This window comes from Kitasatospora sp. NPDC005856, assembly GCF_040629945.1.
Taxonomy (GTDB): Bacteria; Actinomycetota; Actinomycetes; order Streptomycetales; family Streptomycetaceae; genus Kitasatospora.
The window spans coordinates 1-19,143 of the sequence record NZ_JBEXWT010000072.1; the positions used below are offsets into that span (position 1 = coordinate 1).

The following is a 19,143-nucleotide window of genomic DNA, read 5'->3' on the forward strand; positions in this document are numbered from 1 at the left end:
GGCCGCGGGCGATGCCCGCGGCCGCTCCGCCGTTCCCGGTCACAACAGCGCGTAGAGGGCCGAGGCGTCGGCGTGCGTCCTGCCGCGCGGCCAGCGCTCGCAGGCGGCGTCCGCCCGCTCCGCCGCCCGGACCTGGGCGATCAGCTCGCCCGGCCCCGACTCGGCGAGCAGCCGCAGCACATCACCCCAACTGCCCAGCCCGAAGCGCTCGGTGTAGCGCGAGGCACCGTCGGTGAGGGCGGCCAGCGCGTGCAGCCGGTCCAGCCGGACGAAGCCGGTCTCGGCGCGCTCGGCCGCGCGCGGGCCCGCGGCGGCGATCCACGGGCCGTTGCCCCGGTTGCGGGCGGCGCGCACGGCCATCGCGTACTCCAGGTGCAGCGCGGCCCGCTCCGCCGATCCGGGAACGGTCTCCCAGACCTGGCGGCGCAGCTCCTCCCCGCCGGGGAAGCGCTGGTTGTCCCCGATCACCTTCGGCGGAGCGTCCTTGAACTCCAGCACCAACAGGGAGTCCCCGAGCACCAGGTACTCCAGCGACTCGCCGTGCCGCCGGGCGGCGACGACCATCGCGGCGGGCGTGTTGGGGTGGGCGAGGTCGCAGCGGCCGCCGTGCAGGGCGGCCGTCTCCACGATGGCGTCGGCCAGGCACTCGGCGATCGAGCGGTCCGCCCGGTCGGTGAGCCGGGCGAGCAGGTGCACGCCCAGCCGGCGCACGTACCAGGCCGTCCCGTGCCGGCACCCGGACTCCAGGCCGGCCGGCGAACTCGCGCCGTCCAGCAGGACCAGCGCCTCCGGCGAGGCCGCCGCGAAGTCCTCGCTCTCGCGGTCGGGCCGCCGTGCTTCCCCTGCGAGCTGTAGCTGCATCCCGACAGTGTGTCCGCCGCGCCGGGCCCGCGCCCAGACCCGTGCGCCGGTGTGGCGCGGGCCGGGACGCGGCGCCCGGTGGCAGCCGGGGTGATTCGGCCATACCGTCGGACAGTGACCGGACGATTCGGCCAATCGGAGCGGGCCGGGTTTGGGATCACCTTCGGGTGTCCGGGCCGCCCGCGACTGACGAGGAGCGGAAGATGTTCTGGCAGTTCATCGTGTTGCTGGCCGCCTCGCTCGGCTTCCCGACCGCCGCCCTGCTCTTCCTGATCGGCGGCCCGCGCTTCCCCGACGAGCAACGCGGCCCCGACCCCGACCGGGGCACCGCGGCCCGGGGCACCGGGGCCTCCCGGACCTCCTAGCGACCCGCCCGGCTCTCCCGACTCTCCCGACTCGCCCGGCTCTCCGCAAGGGCCCGCTCGACGCGGGCGGCCTGGGCCAGCAGGCGCTCGTCACCGCCGGGGGCGCCGACCACCTGGAGGCCCAGCGGCAGCCCCTCCGCGGTCCGCCCGGCCGGCAGGCTCAGCGCCGGCCGGCCGAGGAAGCTCCACGGCAGTGACATCACCGCGTCCCCGGTGCTGTGCAGGCCCTCGGGCGCCCCGCCGGTCGCCGAGGGTGCCAGCCACAGGTCCACCCCGGCCGCCGCACCCGCCGCGGCCACCCGCTCGCCCAGCCGCTCACGGAACCGCAGGGCGGCCGCCCGGTCCCCGGCCGCGACGCCCTGGCCGGCCCGGATGCCCGCCACCGTCTCCGGCCGGTAGAGCCCGCCGAAGCGGGCGAACCAGTCGGCGTGGCTGCGGGCCAGCTCGAAGCGGTTGACCGCCTGCAGCTGCCGGGTGATCCCGGCGAAGTCGGGGAACAGCTCGACCCTGCGCACCGTGAACCCGGCCCGCTCCAGCCGGGCCAGCTGCTCCTCGAAGGCGCGCAGCGCGGCCGGTTCGGCGTGCTCCAGGTACGTCCCGTCCGGCACCCCCAGCACGGGTTCGGGCGAGTCACCGCGCCCCGGCCGCCAGCCGTCGCAGAGCAGCGGGGCCACCAGGGCCGCGCCCGCCAGGTCGGCGGTGAAGGTGCCCAGGGTGTCGAAGCTCGGCGCGTTCGGGATCACCCCCGTGATCGGGATCCGCCCGTACGTCGGCCGGAAGCCCACCACCCCGCAGTACGCGGCCGGGCGGATCACCGAGCCGACCGTCTGGGTGCCGATCGCCAGCGGCACCAGCCCGGCCGCGACGGCCGCCGCCGAGCCGCTGCTGGAGCCGCCCGGGGTGTGCCCCGGATGGTGCGGGTTGCGGGTCGGGCCCGGGGCGCTCGCGGCGAACTCGGCGGTCACCGTCTTGCCGGCGACCAGCGCCCCCGCCGCCCGCAGCCGGTCCACCACCACGGCCTGCGGCCCGGCCAGCACCCCGGGCGGCAGCGCCGAACCGCCGTGCGTGGGCAGCCCGTCCACGTGCACGATGTCCTTGACGCCCACCGCCACCCCGTACAGCGGCGGCCGCCCGTCCGGCTCCGGGTACCGCGCGGCCACCTCCCGCGCCTGCGCCCGCAGCCGGTCGTACCGGCCCGGTTCCGGCACGAAGGCGTGGATCAGCGGGTCCACCCGCTCGACCAGGGCGCACAACCGGTCGACGTGATCGGGCAGTTCGGGCACACCGGCGCGCAGCCCGGCGGCCTCCTCGGTCAGCGGCCGCGGCCGGACGAGCGGTTCCTCCATGCCAGCACGGTAACGCTGTTCACGGGTGCTCGGCCGCCAGGTACGGCGCCTCGCGCAGGAAGTACGCCCCGCAGGTGTGGCAGCACAGCTCCGGGGTCTTCCCCCAGTCCACCGCCGACCGCACCCGCGCCCCCGGATCGAGCTCACGCCCGCACATGGCCACGCTCTCCTCGCCCCGGACCATGTGCCACAGCCGCACCCCGTCGGCGGCGCCGCCGGCGCCGTACTCGGCTCGCATCTGGTGCATCATGCTCCCCATCGTCCGGCCGCCGCACGCCCCCGGCAACCGGAACGGATCCGCCGGCCGGCCGCCCGCGAGGCCCGCACGCGCGCGCCCCGGCGGCCTCACCGTGCACATCCGGAGCCCCGCTCTCCGTCACATCCACGTTGACTGGGCCCAGCACCCGCCGGAGACTGGTTGTGCGTACGCTCCACACTCGGCTACGGGGGGAACCGATGGGCGATGCACCGCTTTTGACGATCGATCACCTTTCCAGAATGCGCGCGGCGGCCGACCGGGTCAGGGGGCTCTCCCAGCGCCGCGCCCAGGTCCTCGAGCTCATCGGAACCGACCTGTCCAACCAGGAGATCGCCGCCGCACTGCGGATCGAGGAGCGGACCGTCAAGGCGCACACCGCTGCCCTGTTCGAGCAGCTCGGCGTGTGCTCACGCATCCAACTGGCCCAGGCGGCCCTGCTGTTCCGGCTGGAGGACTGTACCTGAGGACACTTTCGGACCGTCCGGCCCGGTGCTGAGATGTCCTAGCCCCGATCGGGGCCCTGGCTCCGATCGGGGCATCGACAACCACCCTCCGCACCACGAGAGACGGGATTCACCATGCTCAGGAACCGTGTGGGCCGCATGGTCTCCGTGGCGGTCGCCGCCACCGCCGCGCTGACCCTCGGCACCGGTGTCGCCAACGCCCTCTACGTCAGCGACTACACCACCGCCGCCAACATCCGGAACACCCCGTACACCAACGGTGTCATCAACGGCGTCGGCTACCCGGGCCACGGCACCAACGACTGGTGCTTCACCCTCGGTTCGACCGTCAACAACTACGCCGCCTGGGACAGCAACACCGACAAGGCCACCGGCAAGTGGGGCTACACCTTCGAGGACTACATCGCCGGCGCCCAGGCGAACCAGTGGACCCGCTGCTGATCCGCTGAGCGCACCACCGCACCACAGCCCTCTTCGCCCCACCGCTAATGGGGCGAAGAGGGCTCCGTCCGAGACTACCGGCCCGCCCACCCGATGAGGTCCACTCGTGAGGTCCCACCGCCGCACCGCCCTGGTCGTCACCGCCGCCGGGCTCGCCCTGCTCACCGGCTGCTCCTCCGACAAGAGCGCCGCTCCGGCCGCCGGCGGATCCGGCGGCCAGGCCGCCGCGCCCGCCCTGACCGCGACGCCCACCCCGACGACCGTGGCCGACACCCAGCAGCTCCCGCTGCGGGCCTTCGCGGCGAGCCCGCAGGAGCTGACCGGCATCGCGCGGGCGCAGGGACTGCTCACCCAGGACTGCATGAAGCGGTTCGGCTTCGCCTCCTGGCAGCCGAGCAACGCCGACCTCACCAAGGCCGCCAAGGACGACATGCCCACGCCGTACGGGTTCCTCAACGAGGCGCAGGCCGCCCAGTACGGCTTCCACGCCCCCGGCACCGCCGGGGGCGCCAAGACCGGTGGCAGCACGATGAACCCCGCCGAGTTCACCGCGCTGTCCGGGCTGAAGTCCCCCTCCGGCGGCGAGCCGGCCGGCGGCAACACCCCGCCCGGCGGCTGCACCGGCGAGGCGGACCGCAAGCTCAAGGGCGACAAGGCACCCGGGACCGACGTCTACGGCGACCTCACCGGCCAGTCGATGAACCGCACGAAGTCGGACGCCCGGGTGGTCGCCGCCACCGCCGAGTGGGCGTCCTGCATGAAGCAGAAGGGCTACGCCTACAGCAACCCGGAGAGCCTCAGCACCGAGTCCTGGGGCCCCACGGTGACCCAGCGGGAGATCGACACCGCCAAGGCCGACGTCGCCTGCACCAAGCAGACCAACCTCTCCGGCATCGCCTTCGGCGTGCAGAGCGCCATCCAGAAGCAGCTGATCGAGCAGCACGACAACGAACTGAAGGCCTACCGCGCCGCCGTCCAGTCCCAGATCGACCAGGCGGCGACGGTGCTGCGGGAGCACGGCCAGTGAGCCGCACCCGGCCCGGCCGCCCGCTGCGGGCCGCGGCGGCGGCCCTGGCCTGTGCCGCGGCGTTGACCACCGCGGGCTGCTCCGGCACCTCCGCGGCGGCCCCGGACGGCGCGACCGCCACCGGTCCGTACGGCGAGCGGCTGATCGCCGTCGACACCGACCTCCGGCAGCCCTACCTGGCGTACTGGGACGAGTGGACGAGGGTGGCCCGGGCCGCCGACACCGGGGCCGCGCCTCTGGACGCCCACGCCGACGAACCCAACCTCTCCATCCTCCGCGCCTCGGTCGACCGGATGCGCGAGGACAAGCGGCACATGAGCGGCGACGTGAAGCACCGGCTGCTCGGCATGCAGGTCGACGGCGAGGCCCGCCGGCTGTACGACTGCGTGGACCTGAACGCCTGGCGGATCGTGGACGCGGGCACCGGCCGAGAGATCGACCAGGTCGGACAACGGCCGGAGCAACTCAGTGTCATGACGATGCGTCATGTCAACGGGGCGTGGAAGGTCACGGACATCCGGAATCCGCTGCCGTGCCCGGAGGGCACCGCCGGCCCGTCCCGCAGCAGCTGAAACCGTCCGAGCGCCGAGCACCGGAAGAAGCACGGGAAATGGAAGCCGTGGAAACACCCCAGCCCGAGGCCACCGCAGCGGAACCCGCCGCCCCGGCCGGGCCCGCCCCGCACCGACGACGGCGGCTGATCATCGTGATCGCCCTGGTCGCCGCGGTCACCGCCGGGGGCGGGATGTGGGCCGCCACCCTGATCCGCTCGCCGGAGCAGGCCGCAGCCGACACCAAGGCACCACCCGCCTCGGTGCTCACGGCGCCGGTGGTGCAGCGGGTGCTGTCCAACACCACCGTCCTGCGCGGGGTGTTCACGGCCGGCCAGTCCTTCCCGGTGCAGCCGGGCGCGGTCTCGGCCAGCGCCGGCGGCCCGGGTGGCGGCACCCCGATCGTGACGGCGCTGAAGGTCAACGGCGGGGACGCGGTGGACTCCGGGCAGGTGCTGGCCGAGGTGTCCGGGCGGCCGGTGATCGCCCTGCCCGGCCCGATACCCGCCTACCGCGACATGGCGCCGGGCGAGTCCGGCGGGGACATCGGCCAACTGCAGGACGTGCTCCGGGGCATGGGGTACTCCACGGGTGGCGACGACAAGGAGTACTTCGGGGCCGGTACCAAGGCCGCCGTGACCAGGCTCTACCAGAAGCTCGGCTATCCGGTGCCCACCACCGGCGACCAGACCGCCGCCGCCGTCCGGGCCGCCCAGCAGGCCGTGGACCAGGCCAAGCAGACCGTCCAGGACCTGGAGAGCCAGCCCGCCCGCGGCAGCGAACCGACCGCGACGGCCACCAAGTCCGGCGCGCCGGCGAACGCACCCGGCGCAGCCGCCGGGGGTGCCTCCGGGGGTGCCGCCGCACTCGCCCGCGCCCGCGCCGACCTCACCGCCAAGCAGCAGGACCTGGCCCGCGCCCAGGCCAAGGACGGCCCCCAGCTGCCCGCCGCCGAGGTGGTCTTCCTGCCCGCCCTGCCGGCCCGGGTCGGTGCCGTGGGCGCCAAGGTCGGCGACAGGGTGACGACCCCGGTCCTCACCCTCACCGCCGGCGGCCTCAACCTGACCGGCCACCTGCTCCCCGGTGACGCCCCGCTGGTCAAGCCCGGGATGAACGTCACCGTGCTGTCCGAGACCACGGGCGCCCAACTCTCCGCCAAGGTCGGCTCGGTGGGCACGCTCGTCACCCCCGGCAGTCCCGCCGGGGGAGGCGCGGCCAGCGCGGCACCGGCGGCGCCGGGCGCCGGCACCGACCCCTACGTCCCGCTCGTCATCACGCCCGACGCTCCCTGGGACCCGGCGCTGGAGGGCCAGGACGTGCGGATCACCGTGGTCGCCGCCTCCACCCAGGGCGAGGTGCTCGCCGTGCCCTCCTCGGCCATCAGCTCGGGCGTTGACGGCCGGACCTCCGTGTCCGTCGCGGGCGCCGACGGCACCCGGCGCACCGTGGAGGTGACGGCGGGCGTCGCCGCCGACGGCTTCGTCGAGGTCAGGCCCGCCGCCGGGACCGAACTCAGGCCCGGCGAGCAGGTCGTGGTCGGCCGGTGAGCGGGACCGAGGCACGGGCCGACGACCGCGGGGCCCCGGGACACCGCGACACCCCCGTGATCCGGCTGCGCGGAGCGTTCCGCACCTTCCCCGGGCCGCCGCCGGTCACCGCCCTGCACCCCCTCGACCTGGAGGTGGCCCGCGGCGAGTACGCCGCCGTGATCGGCCCCTCGGGCTCCGGCAAGTCCACCTTCCTCAATCTGCTCGGACTGCTCGACCGGCCCAGCGGCGGCACGTACGAACTCGACGGCATCGACACCGGTGCGCTCTCCGAGGCACGGCGCACCGCGCTGCGCGGGCGGCGGATCGGCTTCGTCTTCCAGTCCTTCCACCTGCTGCCGTACCGGACCGCCCTGGAGAACGTGATGCTCGCCCAGGTCTACAACGGATCGGCGCGAGCCGGCCGGGCCGAGGCCGCCCGGCGGGTCCTGGACCAGGTCGGCCTCGGCCACCGGGCCGAGGCCCTGCCCTCCAGGATGTCCGGTGGCGAACGCCAACGCGTCGCGGTGGCACGGGCGTTGGTGAACCGGCCGTCGCTCCTGCTGTGCGACGAGCCGACCGGGAACCTCGACTCGGCCACGGCCCGGCGGGTCATGGAGCTGTTCGAGGAACTGCACGGGAGCGGCCTGACCCTGCTGGTCATCACCCATGACCGCGAGGTCGCCGAGCGGGCCCGGCGGACCATCACCATCCGGGACGGCCGGCTGGGCACCTCGGGGGCGGTGGCCGGGCGATGAGGAAGCGCGCCGCGTCCACCGAAGTCCCGCTCTCCCGGATCGGGTTGGCCGACCTGCTGAGCGAGGCGCTGTCCGGCATGGTGCAGCGGCCCGGCCGCTCGGTGCTCACCCTGCTGGGCACCGTCCTCGGGGTCGGCGCCTTCGTCGCCGTCCTCGGGCTCACCTCCAGCGCCACCGGCCAGATCGGCAAGCGCTTCTCCGCGCTGCAGAACACCACGGTCACCCTGGTCGGCACCGGAGCGGAAGTCGTCACGGCCGGCGGCCGGCACCGTGCCGCCATGGACTTCCCCGAGGACGCCGACCGCCGGGTGGGCCGGCTCAACGGCGCGGTCGCGGCCGGGGTCTACTGGAGCGCACCGCTGACCGAGCCGAAGATCTCCACCTCCCCGGTGCCCGGCCCCGGCTCCGGCACCGGGCTCGACGTCCTGGCACTCTCACCCGGAGGCTTCGACGCGATCGAGGCGCAGGTCTCCGCCGGCACCGTCTACAACGCCTTCCACAGCGAACGCGGCCTGCGCGTCGCGGTGCTGGGCTCGGCCGCCGCCGGACGGCTCGGCATCAGCCGCCTCGACGCCCATCCGGCGGTGTTCGTCAACGGCGTCGGCTTCACCGTCATCGGCATCATCGACGGCAGCGCCCGGCTCCCCGAGACCGCGCTCGACGTCATGGTGCCCACCACCACCGCGCGGACGCTCTGGGGCAACCCGCTGCCCGGGGAGAACGGCCGGGCCCGGATGGTGATCCGCACCCGGACCGGCGCGGCCGGCCTGGTCGCCTCCCAGGCCCCGACCGCCCTGCGACCGGAGGCCCCCCAGGACTTCGAGGCGCTCGCCCCGCCCGACCCGCACACCCTGCGGGACTCCGTCTCCACCGACCTCACCGGGCTGTTCCTGCTGCTGGCCGCCATCTGCCTGGTGATCGGCGCGGTCGGGATCGCCAACACCACGCTGGTCGCCGTCCTGGAACGCACCGGCGAGATCGGCCTGCGGCGCGCCCTGGGCGCCCGCCCCCGGCACATCGCGGCCCAGTTCCTCACCGAGTCCACCGTGCTCGGCACGCTCGGCGGACTGGTGGGCACCGCGATCGGCGTGGCCGTCGTGGTGCTGGTCGCGCTGGCCCGGGACTGGACCGCCCTGCTCCAGCCCTGGACGGTCCTGTCCGCACCACTGGCCGGCAGCCTGGTGGGCCTGCTGGCCGGCCTCTACCCGGCACTCCGCGCCGCCGGCGTGGAACCGGCCGAAGCCCTGCGCCACTGACCCGGCTCCCCCGCCCGTCCCACGGCGCCGCCCGCCGCCCGCGCCGCCGCCCGTGCCCCGCCCTCCCCTACGACGCCGCCTGCAGCAGCGCGCCGTCCTGCCACTTGAGGATCTTGTCGAAGCTGACGATCGCCCCCCGCAGGGGGTGGTTGCGGAGCTGGACGTGGTCGGTGAGGGCGTGGATGAGGAAGAGGCCGCGGCCGGATTCGGCGGTGAGGTCGGGGAGGCTGTCCAGGTCGACCGGGCGCAGCGTGGGGGTGCTGGGGCGGCAGGGCAGGACGTGGGTGTCGTACGGGTGGCCGTCGCGGCGGGGGCGGTGGGCGGCGAGCACGCGGGCCGGGACGGTGGCGCGGCCGCGGGTGCGGCGGGGCGGCCGGCCGGCCGCCGCCGGGCGGGCCTGCGCCGGGGCGGCCGCGCGGCGGGCCGGCTCCGCGGGTGCGGCCAGGGCGGGCAGGCCGGGGCCGGAGTCGGTGACCTCGATCCGCAGCCGGTCGCCGCAGATCGAGGCGGTGACCTGGAAGCCGTCGTCGGGCCGCCCGGTGGCACCGTGCTCGACGGCGTTGGCGCAGGCCTCGGTGAGGGCGACGCCGAGGTCGTCCGCGATCTGCGGGTCGACGCCTGCGGTCGCCATCGCACCGAGCAGGATGCGCCGGGCCAGCGGGACGCTGGCCGGGTCGCGCTTGAGGTGCAGAGTCCACCAGATGTCCACGGGAGGTCCCTCCTGGCTGCGGCTCCACATACAACTAGGTATCTCCGGGCGATTCCCGGGTGAACCGTGCCCGGGGGCCGCTACCGCCCGTTCGGCGGATGGACCGGGGGACGGTGTCTGTGCCGGGCGACGCGTACGCCCCCTCGCACGCCGCCGCCGAAAGGGGCATTCGTAGGGATTTCCCACCCTGCCCGTGTCAGGGGTGTACGCAATGAGAGGATGGCCCGGCCATGACTGCCCTCGCCGCCGCCCCGCTCCCGGGCGCCCCCGGACCGGCCCTGCCGGTGGGGTCCGCCGCCTGGGACCTGCGGCTTGCCCGGGCGGTCCCGTTCGCGCTGGTCTGCACCCTGATAGCGGCCGCCGGGCACGCCCTGGCGGGTGGCGGGAACGTGCCGCCGACCGCGCTGGCGCTGGGCTTCGCCGCGGTGCTGGCGTTCGCGGCGGTCTGCGGCGGGCGGGAGCGTTCGCTGGCGGCCATCGCCGGGGCGCTGGGTGCCGGGCAGCTCGGACTGCACTGCCTCTTCCACGGCTTCGACGGCTCCATGTCCGGCATGCGCCACGGCGGCCCGCTGACCGTGCCGCAGGTGGCCGGCCGACTGATCTGCAACGAGGCCCGTCCCGGCACGCTGGTCGGACTGCCCGGGGGCCCGTCCCCGGAGCAGCTGGTCTCCTCCGCGGGCCTGGACCCGCACGCCTTCGCCGCCGCGCCCTGGTGGCAGGCCGGCCTCTTCGGCATGACACCGTCGATGCTGGTCGGGCACCTGGGCGCCGCGCTGGTCGCGGGCTGGTGGCTGCGGCGCGGTGAGGCGGCGCTGTGGCGGCTGCTGCGGGTGGCCGCCACGGCCGCCCGGGAACACTGGGCGGCGCCGTTGCGCACGGCGTTCGCGCTGGTGGCCGTGTTGCTGCGCGGTCTGTTCGGCGCGGCCGGCCCGGCCCGCCGGTTCGGTGCCCGGGGCGGGGAGTACCCGCTGCCGGCGGGCGCCGTGCTGCGGCACAGCGTGGTGCGGCGCGGCCCGCCGTGCGGGGCCCTCGCGTACTGACCGGCGTCTCCTGGCGGCCCCACGGCCGTACCGGGTGCCGGCGTGCGCACCGTCCGGCCGTTCCCCGACCACCGGGGCGGCCCGAGGCTCTGCCCCCACGTTCCCACGCGCGGCCCCGCGGCACGGCTCACGTCCGTCGCCCGGTTCCGGCCGCCGCCGAGCTCCGATCGGAGACCCGCATCATGCGTTCCCTTCCCGCCCGCCGTCTCGCCGCCGTCGCCCTCACCGCCGCCGCCTCCGTGGTGGCGCTGGCCGGCCCCGCCTTCGCGCACGTCACCGTGAACCCGGGTGCGGCCGCCCAGGGCGGCTACACGGCCGTCGACTTCCGGGTGCCGAACGAGAGCGACACGGCGGGCACGGTGAAGCTGGAGGTCAACCTCCCGCTGGACCACCCGCTGGCGTCCGTCCGGACCCTGCCCCTGCCGGGCTGGACCGCCACGGTCGAGAAGGCCAAGCTCGACAAGCCGATCAAGGTGCACGGCAACGACGTCACCGAGGCCGTCGCCAAGATCACCTGGACCGCCGACGCCGGCACCAAGATCGCCCCCGGTCAGTTCCAGGAGTTCCGGGTCTCGCTCGGCCCGCTGCCGACCGACACCGACAACCTGGTCTTCAAGACCCTCCAGACCTACGACAACGGCGACGTCTCCCGCTGGATCGACGAGTCCAAGGAGGGCCAGCCGGAGCCGGCCAAGCCCGCGCCCGTCCTGAAGCTCACCAAGGCCGCCGAGGGCGACGGGCACGGCGTCACCGCCTCCCCGGCCGCGGGCGCCCACGAGGACAGCTCCGACCACGCCGCCTCCGCCGGCGACGCCAAGTCCAGCGACTCCACCGCCCGCACCCTGGGCGTGGTCGGCATCGTGGTCGGCGTGATCGGCACCGCCGTCGGCGTGCTCGGCCTGCGCCGCAAGAACGGCGGCTCCGCCTCCTGAACCCCGCGCCGGCGGGGCCGCACCCGGAAGACGGGTGCGGCCCCGCCGGCGGACCACCGCGCACGATCGGAAGTCCCATGCCCCGCACCACCCGCACCACCCGTCTGGCCGGCGCCGCCGCCCTGGCGCTGGCCGCCGCCCTGACCCTCTCCGCCTGCGGCTCCTCCGGCGGCGACTCCACCGCCGCCAAGGTCACCCGGCAGAAGGAGGACACCCCGTACCAGGGCACCAAGCTCGCCAAGAACTTCGAGAAGCCGGACCTCCAGCTGACCGACACCTCCGGCCGGCCCTTCGACCTGCGGCAGCAGACCAACGGCAAGGCCACCCTGCTGTTCTTCGGCTACACCAGCTGCCCGGACGTCTGCCCGACCACCATGGGCGACATCGGCGTCGCGATGAAGGCGCTCCCCGAGGCGGACCGGCAGAAGATCAACGTCGTCTTCGTCTCCACCGACCCGCAGCGCGACACCCCGCAGGTGCTGCGCACCTGGCTGGACTCGATGGGCAGCGACTTCATAGGCCTCACCGGGGACCTGGCCAAGGTGAAGACCGCGGCCAAGTCCCTCGGGATCATGATCGAGGACCCGGTGGTCAACGGGGACGGCACGGTCACCTCCACCCACGGCGCGCAGGTGCTGGCCTTCCTCCCCTCGGACGACAAGGCGCACGTGCTCTACATGAGCGGCACCGAGGAGAAGACCTACGAGCACGACCTGCCGCTGCTCGCCAAGGGGGTCGCGGCGTGAGCCCGGCGCAGACCGGAACCGGCCGCTTCCGCCGCACCGCCCTGCTCGGCGCCGTCGTCGCGACGGCCCTGGGCGGCGGCGCCATCCTGGCCGCCTGCGGGACGGGCGGCGGGACCGGGGGCGGCACGGGCGGCCAGGACGCCACCGGCGGCCCGGCCGTGATCAGCGTCGCCGACTCCTACATCCCGCTGCCCCCGACCGGCGGCATGGCGGCCGGCTACCTGACCGTCCGCAACGACGGCGGGCGGGACCAGCTGCTCAAGGTGACCAGCCCGGAGGCCGGGTCGGTCACCATGCACCGCTCGACCGAGTCGAGCATGGAACAGGTGGACAGCCTCGACGTCCCCGCGCACGGCGCCCTGAAGCTCGCCCGGGGCGGCAACCACCTCATGATCATGGGATGGCAGAAGGCCCCGGCCATCGGTGACGAGCTGGAGCTCGACCTCACCTTCTCCAAGTCCGGCACCATCTCCGTCAAGGTGCCGGTCAAGGAACTCACCTACCGCCCCGGCCAGAGTTAGGGGGACCCGCCACCATGCAGTCGGCCGGCCTGGAGAAGGCCACCCACCGCCGGAGCGCCGGGGTGCTCGCCGTGCTCGGCGCGTTGCTCGCGCTGATGCTCGCGAGCGCCGGCCCGGCCTCCGCGCACGCCATCCTGGATTCCACCGACCCGGCGCAGAACTCGGTGATCGGCACCGCCCCGCAGGCGGTGACACTGACCTTCAGCGAGTCCGTCTCGCTCTCCGGCGACTCCGTCCGGGTGCTCGACCCGAACGGCAAGGCCGTGGACACCGGCAACCCGGCGCACGCCGACGGCAAGGGCAACACCGCCCGGGTCGGGCTGCAGAGCGGGCTCGCCAACGGCACGTACACGGTGGCCTGGCGGGCCGTCTCGGACGACTCGCACCCGGTCGGCGGCGCGTTCACCTTCTCCATCGGCGCGCCCTCGGACACCTCGGTGTCGGCGACGGCGTTCCAGGGCGCGGAGGCCGACGGCCTGGTCGCCGCCCTGTACGGCACCGGGCGCGCCGTCGCGTACACCGCCTTCGCGCTGCTGGTCGGCGTCGCCGCCTTCGTGCTGATCTGCTGGCCGGCCGGCACCGCCCGGCGCCGGGTGCAGCGGCTGCTGATGACCGGCTGGACGGCGCTGCTGGTCTCCAGCGTCGCGGTGCTGATGCTGCGCGGCCCGTACGAGCGCGGCTCGGGGGTCGGGCAGGCCTTCGACCTGTCGCTGATGCGCTCCACGCTGGACGAGCGGATCGGCACCGCGCTGGCCGCCCGGCTGCTGCTGCTCGCGGCGGCCGGGGTGTTCCTGTCGCTGCTGGTCGGGCAGCTGGGGCAGCCGCCGCGGCCGGTCGTCCCGAAGCCGCGGGACGAGGAGGGCCCGGGCGGTTCCGGGGGCCCGGCCGACTCCGAGGACGACGCCGAGGCCGAGGCCGCCGAGCTGCGCGAGCTGGAGCGGCGGGCCGCCGAACGGCCGCAGCGCGAGGTCCGGCTCGGCCTCGGCGTGGCCGGGCTGGTGCTGGCGGTCGCCCTCTCGGCGACCTGGGTCGGCGCCGACCACGCCTCGGTGGGCATCCAGGTCTGGCTGGCGCTGCCGCTCGGCATCCTGCACCTGATCGCCATGGCGCTCTGGCTGGGCGGACTGGCCGCGCTGCTGGTCGCGCTGCGCGAGGGCGTCGGTGTCGAGGTGGTGGACCGCTTCTCGAAGCTCGCCTTCGGCTCGGTGGCCGTGCTGGCCGCCACCGGCCTCTACCAGTCCTGGCGCGGCCTGGGCAGCTGGAGCGCGCTGACCGGCACCGAGTACGGGCGGCTGCTGCTGGTGAAGAGCGGCTGCGTGGTCGCGATGGTCGGCGTCGCCTGGATCTCCCGCTCCTGGCTGGCCCGGCTGCGCTCGGCCCCGGCCGAGGCGCTGGAGGTCGCACCGGCCGAGCTGCCGGAGCCGGTCGCCGTGGCGACGCACAGCGAGGACCCGGTCCGGCAGGCCCAGCTGGAACGCCAGCGGACCGCCCGGGAGAGCGCCGGACGCGACCGCGGGCTGACCCCGACCCGGGCCGGGCTGCGCCGCTCGGTGCTGGTCGAGGCGCTGGTCGCGGTGGCGGTGCTGGTGGTCACCACGATGCTCACCAACTCCCCGCCCGGACGGGTCGCGGACGAGATCAGGGCCGGGGCGGCCGGCGCCGCGGCGGCCGGCGGGCCCGCGGCGGCGCAGACCGAGCCCGGCCGCACCGTCGAGCTCAAGCTCCCGTACGACACCAAGGGCCGCACGCCGAACGCCAAGGGCACCGCGACCGTCACCCTCAACCCCGCCCGGACCGGGGCGAACGAGGTGACGCTCGCGCTGGACGGCACGGACGGGCAGCCGGTGGAGGTGCCCGAGGTGCAGCTCGCCTTCACCCTGCCGGACCGCGACCTCGGCCCGCTGCCGGTCGAGCTCACCCCGGAGGGCGCCGGCCGCTGGATCGGCACCGCGCAGCTCCCGCTGGCGGGCAACTGGGTGGTGTCGGTGCAGGTCCGCTCCTCCGACATCGACCAGGCCACCCCGACCCAGCAGTTCAAGATCGGGTGAGTGGGGTGGCGGACGTGACGTCGGAGCGCCCCGCGGCGGAGCACGGGTCGGCGGAGCGCGGGTCGGCGGAGCGCGGGTCGGCGGAGCGCGGGTCGGCTTCGGCGGGGCCGGCGGGCTTCACCCGGCGGGCGCTGCTCGGCACCGCCGGGGCCGGACTGCTGGCCGGCGCCGGCGCGGGCGTCGCCGGGGCCGTCGCCCTGGACGGGCGGTCGGGCGGGACGGCGGTCGCGCCGGGCCCGTCCGACGGGACGCTGGGAGCCGCCCGGGTGCCGTTCCGCGGCGAGCACCAGGCCGGGATCACCGACCCGGCGCAGGCCCGGGTCCAGCTCGCCGCCTTCGACCTGGCCGAGGGCGTCGGCCGGGAGGGGCTGCGCACCCTGCTGCAGCGCTGGACGAAGGCGGCCGAACGGCTGACCGCCGGAGAGCCGGCCGAGGAGTTCGACAACCAGGTCGCGCTGGACGCCGGGCCCTGCTCGCTCACCCTCACGGTCGGCTTCGGCGCCACGCTCTTCGACAGGGCCGGGCTGACCGACCGCCGCCCGCCAGGGCTCGAACCGCTGCCCGCCTTCCCCGGCGACGCGCTCGACCCGGCCCGCGGCGACGGCGACCTGTTCGTCCAGATCGGCGCGGACGACGCCCTGGTGGCGGTGCACGCCCTGCGGGTGCTCCAGCGGCTCGCGGCCGGGACGGCGGCGCTGCGCTGGCAGTCGGCCGGCTTCGCCCGCACCCCCGGCGCCGCGGCCCGGCCGGTGACCGGACGCAATCTGATGGGCCAGATCGACGGCACCAACAATCCCCGGCCGGACGAGGAGGGCTTCGCCGCCACGGTGTTCTGCGCCGCCGGCGGCGACCAGCCGGGCTGGCTGGCCGGCGGTTCGTACCTGGTGTACCGGCGGATCCGGATGCTGCTGGACCACTGGGAGGCGCTGCCGGTGGACCGGCAGGAGCGGGTGATCGGGCGGCGCAAGTCGGACGGCGCCCCGCTCGGCGCGCCCGCCGGGGCCGGCGAGCGGTCCCCGGTCGACCTCGCCGCGCAGGGCCCGGACGGCACCCTGGCGATCCCCGCCGACGCGCACATCCGGGTCGCCGCCCCGGCGGCCAACGGCGGGGCGGCGATGCTGCGCCGCGGCTTCTCGTACCACGACGGGCTGCTGCCGGACGGCTCCCCGGACGCCGGGCTGCTCTTCCTCGCCTTCCAGGCCGACCCGCGCAAGGGCTTCACCCCGGTGCAGCGCAAGCTCTCCCGGGGCGACGGCCTCTCCCGCTTCCTGCGGCACGAGGCCGGGGGCCTGTACGCGGTGCCGCCGGGCGCGCCGCCCGGAGGTTACCTCGGCCAGCAGTTGTTGGAGGGGTAGTTCCCCCGGAATCCCCCCGGATCCGCCGGGATCCGGGGGGATCCACCCCCGCGGTTCCGGCCCGTGGAACGCTTTCCTGCCGGAGCCGCGGAGTCGTTAGGGTGACTCTTCCGGCACATTCTGCCCGCGCAGCACCGAGATCCCACGGAGGCGTCATGTCGGCCACCCGCTACACCTACCTCGGACCGGCCGGCACGTTCACCGAGGCGGCCCTGCACACCCTGCCCGAGGCGGCGACCCGGGAGCTGGTGCCGCTGTCCTCGGTGGCGCTGGCGCTGGACGCGGTGCGCGGCGGGGAGGCGGCCGGGGCGTTCGTCCCGATCGAGAACTCGGTGGAGGGCGCCGTCACCGCGACCAACGACGAACTCGCCGCCGGCACACCGCTGATGATCTACCGTGAGGTGCTGCTGCCGATCACCTTCGCGCTGCTGGTGCGGCCGGGCACCGAGCTGTCCGGGATCAAGACGGTGACCAGCCACCCGGTGGCCCAGCCGCAGGTGCGGCGCTGGCTGGCGGCCAACCTGCCGGAGGCGAAGTGGGAGTCGGCCGCCTCCAACGCGGACGGCGCCCGGCTGGTCGCCGAGGGCCGCTACGACGGCGCGTTCGCGGGGGAGTTCGCGGCGCCGATCTACGGGCTGGAGCCGCTGGTCAAGGAGATCGCGGACGCCAAGAGCGCGGCCACCCGGTTCGTGCTGGTCGGCCGCCCGGGGCGGGTCTCCTCGCCGACCGGCGCGGACAAGACCTCGATGGTGGTCTGGCTGCCGGACGACCACCCGGGTGCGCTGCTGGAGCTGCTCCAGGAGTTCGCGGTGCGCGGGGTCAACCTGATGCGGATCGAGTCGCGCCCGACCGGCGAGGGCATGGGCAGCTACTGCTTCCTGATCGACTGCGAGGGCCACCTGTCCGAGCGCCGGGTCGGCGAGGCGATGATGGGGCTCAAGCGGATCTGCCCGCAGGTGCGGTACCTCGGCTCCTATCCGCGCGCCGACCGGCAGGAGTCCACCCACCGGCGGCCGGGGACCTCGGACGAGGATTTCACCTCGGCGGCGGACTGGCTCTCCCGCGCCCTCGACGGCCGCGGGAACATCTGAGGCCCGCGGGACACCCGCGGCCCTCCGGACACCCTGGTTACGCCTTTTGTCTTTCCGCCCTTTTCCGACTGTTTCGGATCGGGTCGATCGGGCGGGCCGGGTGGTCCCACCCGTCGTCCACAGGGAGCCCGGAGCCGGGGCCCGCTGTCCACAGGGCCCTGCACTGTCCACAGCCCCGAGTTATCCACAGGCCTGGGGGCGAGTCGACAAACCGCTATAGCCATTGCCCGGAACCGGTCGGACCATCGGTTTGCGCCGCAGAGATGACCAATCGGACCAGAGTCACCCGGTTGCCAGCAAATCACCCGTCCGAGTGCTTCAATTCCCTCGCTCGAGAAGGTTCATTGAGGTTTGAAACCTCAATTCCCTGGTTCGTTCACGCGGAAGGCGATCCTCCCCTTTGATCCACAGGCCTGGGGTCCGACCTGTGGATAACCCGGTGGCGGAGAGTTCCCCACAGAAGTTATCCACAGGATCGGCCGAGTTATCCCCAGGGGAAAACCCGTACCGGTGGAGGAACGGTCGCCCGGTACGCTTGGGCCTGTGATTGACCTTCGCCTGCTCCGTGAGGACCCTGACCGAGTACGCGCCTCGCAGCGCGTCCGTGGCGAGGACGTCGACCTGGTCGACGCCCTCCTCTCCGCCGACGAGCGGCGCCGGTCCTCGGGCAGCCGCTTCGACGAACTGCGCAGCGAGCAGCGGGTGCTCGGCAAGCAGGTCGCCCAGGCCAAGGGCGACGAGAAGACCGCCCTGCTGCAGCGCACCAAGGACCTGGCCGCCGAGGTCAAGGCCGCCGACGCCGAACAGGGCGCCGCCAAGGAGGAGGCCGACCGCCTGCTCCGCTCGCTGGCGAACCTCATCGACCCGGCCGCCCCGGTCGGCGGCGAGGAGGACTTCGTCACCCTGGAGGAGATCGGCACCCCGCGCGACTTCGCCGCCGAGGGCTTCGAGCCCCGCGACCACGTCGAGCTCGGCCAGATCCTCGGCGCGATCGACACCGAGCGCGGCGCCAAGGTCGCCGGTGCCCGCTCGTACTACCTGACCGGCGTCGGCGCGCTGCTGGAGCTCGCCCTGGTCAACATGGCGATCGCCCAGGCCACCGCGGCCGGCTTCATCCCGATGATCACCCCGACCCTGGTCCGGCCGGCCGCCATGGACGGCACCGGCTTCCTCGGCCAGGCCGCCGAGAACGTGTACCACCTCGCCGAGGACGACCGGTACCTGGTCGGCACCAGCGAGGTCCCGCTCGCGGCGTACCACATGGACGAGATCCTCGACGCCGACAAGCTGCCGCTGCGCTACGCCGGCTACTCGTCCTGCTTCCGCCGCGAGGCCGGCACCTACGGCAAGGACACCCGCGGCATCATCCGCGTCCACCAGTTCGAGAAGGTGGAGATGTTCGTCTACACCACCCCCGAGGACGCGGAGAACGAGCACCGCCGCCTGCTCCAGTGGGAGAAGGACTTCCTCAACGCGCTGGAACTGCCCTACCGGGTGATCGACGTCGCCTCCGGCGACCTCGGCGCCTCGGCCGCGCGCAAGTTCGACATCGAGGCGTGGATCCCCACCCAGGGCAAGTACCGCGAGGTCACCTCGACCTCCAACACCACCGAGTACCAGGCCCGCCGACTGTCGATCCGGATGCGCGAGGAGGGCAAGACCCGCCCGCTCGCCACCCTGAACGGCACCCTGGTCGCCGTCCCGCGCACCATCGTGGCGATCCTGGAGAACCACCAGCAGGCCGACGGCTCGGTCGTCGTGCCCGAGGCGCTGCGGCCGTACCTCGGCGGGCGGAGCGTCCTCGAACCGGTCAAGTAACCCGGCACGCACCACCCAGCACCACCCGC

At 74.7% G+C, this 19,143-nt stretch carries 20 protein-coding genes; 16 read left to right on the forward strand and 4 right to left on the reverse strand.

The window, feature by feature from the left end:
- Positions 1 to 39 precede the first annotated feature (39 nt).
- Positions 40 to 861 (reverse strand): integrase, encoded by an 822-nt coding sequence (locus ABZ449_RS31545; RefSeq protein WP_360352988.1) that lies wholly within the window; start codon positions 859 to 861, stop codon positions 40 to 42.
- A 203-nt stretch (positions 862 to 1,064) separates the two neighbouring features.
- On the opposite strand from ABZ449_RS31545, the gene ABZ449_RS31550 reads away from it, so the two are divergent.
- Positions 1,065 to 1,226 (forward strand): hypothetical protein, encoded by a 162-nt coding sequence (locus ABZ449_RS31550; protein WP_360352990.1) that lies wholly within the window; start codon positions 1,065 to 1,067, stop codon positions 1,224 to 1,226.
- On the opposite strand, the gene ABZ449_RS31555 is transcribed toward ABZ449_RS31550, so the two are convergent.
- Both ABZ449_RS31555 and ABZ449_RS31560 read right to left on the reverse strand, forming a co-directional pair.
- Complete coding sequence (locus ABZ449_RS31555) at positions 1,223 to 2,572, reverse strand: amidase (RefSeq protein ID WP_360352992.1); 1,350 nt, start codon at positions 2,570 to 2,572, stop codon at positions 1,223 to 1,225. The two genes, ABZ449_RS31550 and ABZ449_RS31555, sit on opposite strands and share 4 nt — an antisense overlap.
- Before the next feature lie 19 nt (positions 2,573 to 2,591).
- On the reverse strand, positions 2,592 to 2,822 hold the full coding sequence (locus ABZ449_RS31560; RefSeq protein WP_360352994.1) for a hypothetical protein: 231 nt from the start codon (positions 2,820 to 2,822) through the stop codon (positions 2,592 to 2,594).
- Between the two features lie 248 nt (positions 2,823 to 3,070).
- Here ABZ449_RS31560 and ABZ449_RS31565 point away from each other — a divergent pair, with 248 nt between their 5' ends.
- The 7 genes from ABZ449_RS31565 (at position 3,071) to ABZ449_RS31595 (ending at position 8,854) form a co-directional block, all read left to right on the forward strand.
- Positions 3,071 to 3,295: a LuxR C-terminal-related transcriptional regulator gene (locus ABZ449_RS31565; RefSeq protein WP_360352996.1), complete on the forward strand. Its 225-nt coding sequence runs from the start codon at positions 3,071 to 3,073 to the stop codon at positions 3,293 to 3,295.
- A gap of 114 nt (positions 3,296 to 3,409) precedes the next feature.
- A complete protein-coding gene (locus ABZ449_RS31570) occupies positions 3,410 to 3,736 on the forward strand; it encodes a hypothetical protein (protein WP_360352998.1) in 327 nt (108 codons plus the stop codon).
- 106 nt (positions 3,737 to 3,842) lie between these two features.
- Positions 3,843 to 4,763, forward strand: a complete 921-nt coding sequence (locus tag ABZ449_RS31575) for a hypothetical protein (protein ID WP_360352999.1) — start codon at positions 3,843 to 3,845, stop codon at positions 4,761 to 4,763.
- Positions 4,760 to 5,335 (forward strand): hypothetical protein, encoded by a 576-nt coding sequence (locus ABZ449_RS31580; RefSeq protein WP_360353001.1) that lies wholly within the window; start codon positions 4,760 to 4,762, stop codon positions 5,333 to 5,335. Before ABZ449_RS31575 ends, ABZ449_RS31580 begins: the two co-directional genes overlap by 4 nt.
- 38 nt (positions 5,336 to 5,373) lie before the next feature.
- Complete coding sequence (locus ABZ449_RS31585; protein ID WP_360353003.1) at positions 5,374 to 6,861, forward strand: peptidoglycan-binding protein; 1,488 nt, start codon at positions 5,374 to 5,376, stop codon at positions 6,859 to 6,861.
- Positions 6,858 to 7,598 carry an ABC transporter ATP-binding protein gene (locus ABZ449_RS31590; RefSeq protein ID WP_360353005.1) on the forward strand — a complete coding sequence of 247 codons (741 nt, stop codon included), beginning with the start codon at positions 6,858 to 6,860 and terminating at the stop codon, positions 7,596 to 7,598. Before ABZ449_RS31585 ends, ABZ449_RS31590 begins: the two co-directional genes overlap by 4 nt.
- Entirely contained in the window at positions 7,595 to 8,854 is a 1,260-nt protein-coding gene (locus tag ABZ449_RS31595; RefSeq protein ID WP_360353007.1) for an ABC transporter permease, read from the forward strand. Before ABZ449_RS31590 ends, ABZ449_RS31595 begins: the two co-directional genes overlap by 4 nt.
- A 67-nt stretch (positions 8,855 to 8,921) precedes the next feature.
- On the opposite strand, the gene ABZ449_RS31600 is transcribed toward ABZ449_RS31595, so the two are convergent.
- Positions 8,922 to 9,563, reverse strand: a complete 642-nt coding sequence (locus ABZ449_RS31600) for an ATP-binding protein (RefSeq protein WP_360353009.1) — start codon at positions 9,561 to 9,563, stop codon at positions 8,922 to 8,924.
- A 230-nt stretch (positions 9,564 to 9,793) separates the two neighbouring features.
- Between ABZ449_RS31600 and ABZ449_RS31605 the strand changes: the two genes are divergently transcribed.
- The 8 genes from ABZ449_RS31605 (at position 9,794) to serS (ending at position 19,114) form a co-directional block, all read left to right on the forward strand.
- Positions 9,794 to 10,603 carry a hypothetical protein gene (locus ABZ449_RS31605; RefSeq protein ID WP_360353011.1) on the forward strand — a complete coding sequence of 270 codons (810 nt, stop codon included), beginning with the start codon at positions 9,794 to 9,796 and terminating at the stop codon, positions 10,601 to 10,603.
- A gap of 182 nt (positions 10,604 to 10,785) precedes the next feature.
- Entirely contained in the window at positions 10,786 to 11,535 is a 750-nt protein-coding gene (locus tag ABZ449_RS31610) for a YcnI family protein (protein ID WP_360353013.1), read from the forward strand.
- Positions 11,536 to 11,612: 77 nt separating this feature from the next.
- A complete protein-coding gene (locus ABZ449_RS31615; RefSeq protein ID WP_360353015.1) occupies positions 11,613 to 12,281 on the forward strand; it encodes an SCO family protein in 669 nt (222 codons plus the stop codon).
- A complete protein-coding gene (locus tag ABZ449_RS31620) occupies positions 12,278 to 12,802 on the forward strand; it encodes a copper chaperone PCu(A)C (protein WP_360353017.1) in 525 nt (174 codons plus the stop codon). Before ABZ449_RS31615 ends, ABZ449_RS31620 begins: the two co-directional genes overlap by 4 nt.
- Positions 12,803 to 12,816: 14 nt before the next feature.
- Complete coding sequence (locus tag ABZ449_RS31625; protein WP_360353019.1) at positions 12,817 to 14,850, forward strand: FixH family protein; 2,034 nt, start codon at positions 12,817 to 12,819, stop codon at positions 14,848 to 14,850.
- A gap of 14 nt (positions 14,851 to 14,864) precedes the next feature.
- A complete protein-coding gene (efeB, locus tag ABZ449_RS31630; protein ID WP_360353021.1) occupies positions 14,865 to 16,205 on the forward strand; it encodes an iron uptake transporter deferrochelatase/peroxidase subunit in 1,341 nt (446 codons plus the stop codon).
- A gap of 155 nt (positions 16,206 to 16,360) precedes the next feature.
- Entirely contained in the window at positions 16,361 to 17,296 is a 936-nt protein-coding gene (gene pheA, locus ABZ449_RS31635) for a prephenate dehydratase (protein WP_360353023.1), read from the forward strand.
- Positions 17,297 to 17,839: 543 nt separating this feature from the next.
- Positions 17,840 to 19,114 (forward strand): serine--tRNA ligase, encoded by a 1,275-nt coding sequence (gene serS / locus ABZ449_RS31640; protein ID WP_360353025.1) that lies wholly within the window; start codon positions 17,840 to 17,842, stop codon positions 19,112 to 19,114.
- Positions 19,115 to 19,143 lie beyond the last annotated feature (29 nt).

What these genes read in the sequence shown, in the direction of transcription:
- ABZ449_RS31545 (WP_360352988.1), bottom strand. Translation starts at nt 861, where the DNA reads ATGCAGCTACAGCTCGCAGGGGAAGCACGGCGGCCCGACCGCGAGAGC.
- ABZ449_RS31550 (WP_360352990.1), top strand. Translation starts at nt 1,065, where the DNA reads ATGTTCTGGCAGTTCATCGTGTTGCTGGCCGCCTCGCTCGGCTTCCCG.
- ABZ449_RS31555 (WP_360352992.1), bottom strand. Translation starts at nt 2,572, where the DNA reads ATGGAGGAACCGCTCGTCCGGCCGCGGCCGCTGACCGAGGAGGCCGCC.
- ABZ449_RS31560 (WP_360352994.1), bottom strand. Translation starts at nt 2,822, where the DNA reads ATGATGCACCAGATGCGAGCCGAGTACGGCGCCGGCGGCGCCGCCGAC.
- ABZ449_RS31565 (WP_360352996.1), top strand. Translation starts at nt 3,071, where the DNA reads ATGCGCGCGGCGGCCGACCGGGTCAGGGGGCTCTCCCAGCGCCGCGCC.
- ABZ449_RS31570 (WP_360352998.1), top strand. Translation starts at nt 3,410, where the DNA reads ATGCTCAGGAACCGTGTGGGCCGCATGGTCTCCGTGGCGGTCGCCGCC.
- ABZ449_RS31585 (WP_360353003.1), top strand. Translation starts at nt 5,374, where the DNA reads ATGGAAGCCGTGGAAACACCCCAGCCCGAGGCCACCGCAGCGGAACCC.
- ABZ449_RS31595 (WP_360353007.1), top strand. Translation starts at nt 7,595, where the DNA reads ATGAGGAAGCGCGCCGCGTCCACCGAAGTCCCGCTCTCCCGGATCGGG.
- ABZ449_RS31605 (WP_360353011.1), top strand. Translation starts at nt 9,794, where the DNA reads ATGACTGCCCTCGCCGCCGCCCCGCTCCCGGGCGCCCCCGGACCGGCC.
- ABZ449_RS31610 (WP_360353013.1), top strand. Translation starts at nt 10,786, where the DNA reads ATGCGTTCCCTTCCCGCCCGCCGTCTCGCCGCCGTCGCCCTCACCGCC.
- ABZ449_RS31615 (WP_360353015.1), top strand. Translation starts at nt 11,613, where the DNA reads ATGCCCCGCACCACCCGCACCACCCGTCTGGCCGGCGCCGCCGCCCTG.
- ABZ449_RS31625 (WP_360353019.1), top strand. Translation starts at nt 12,817, where the DNA reads ATGCAGTCGGCCGGCCTGGAGAAGGCCACCCACCGCCGGAGCGCCGGG.
- pheA (WP_360353023.1), top strand. Translation starts at nt 16,361, where the DNA reads ATGTCGGCCACCCGCTACACCTACCTCGGACCGGCCGGCACGTTCACC.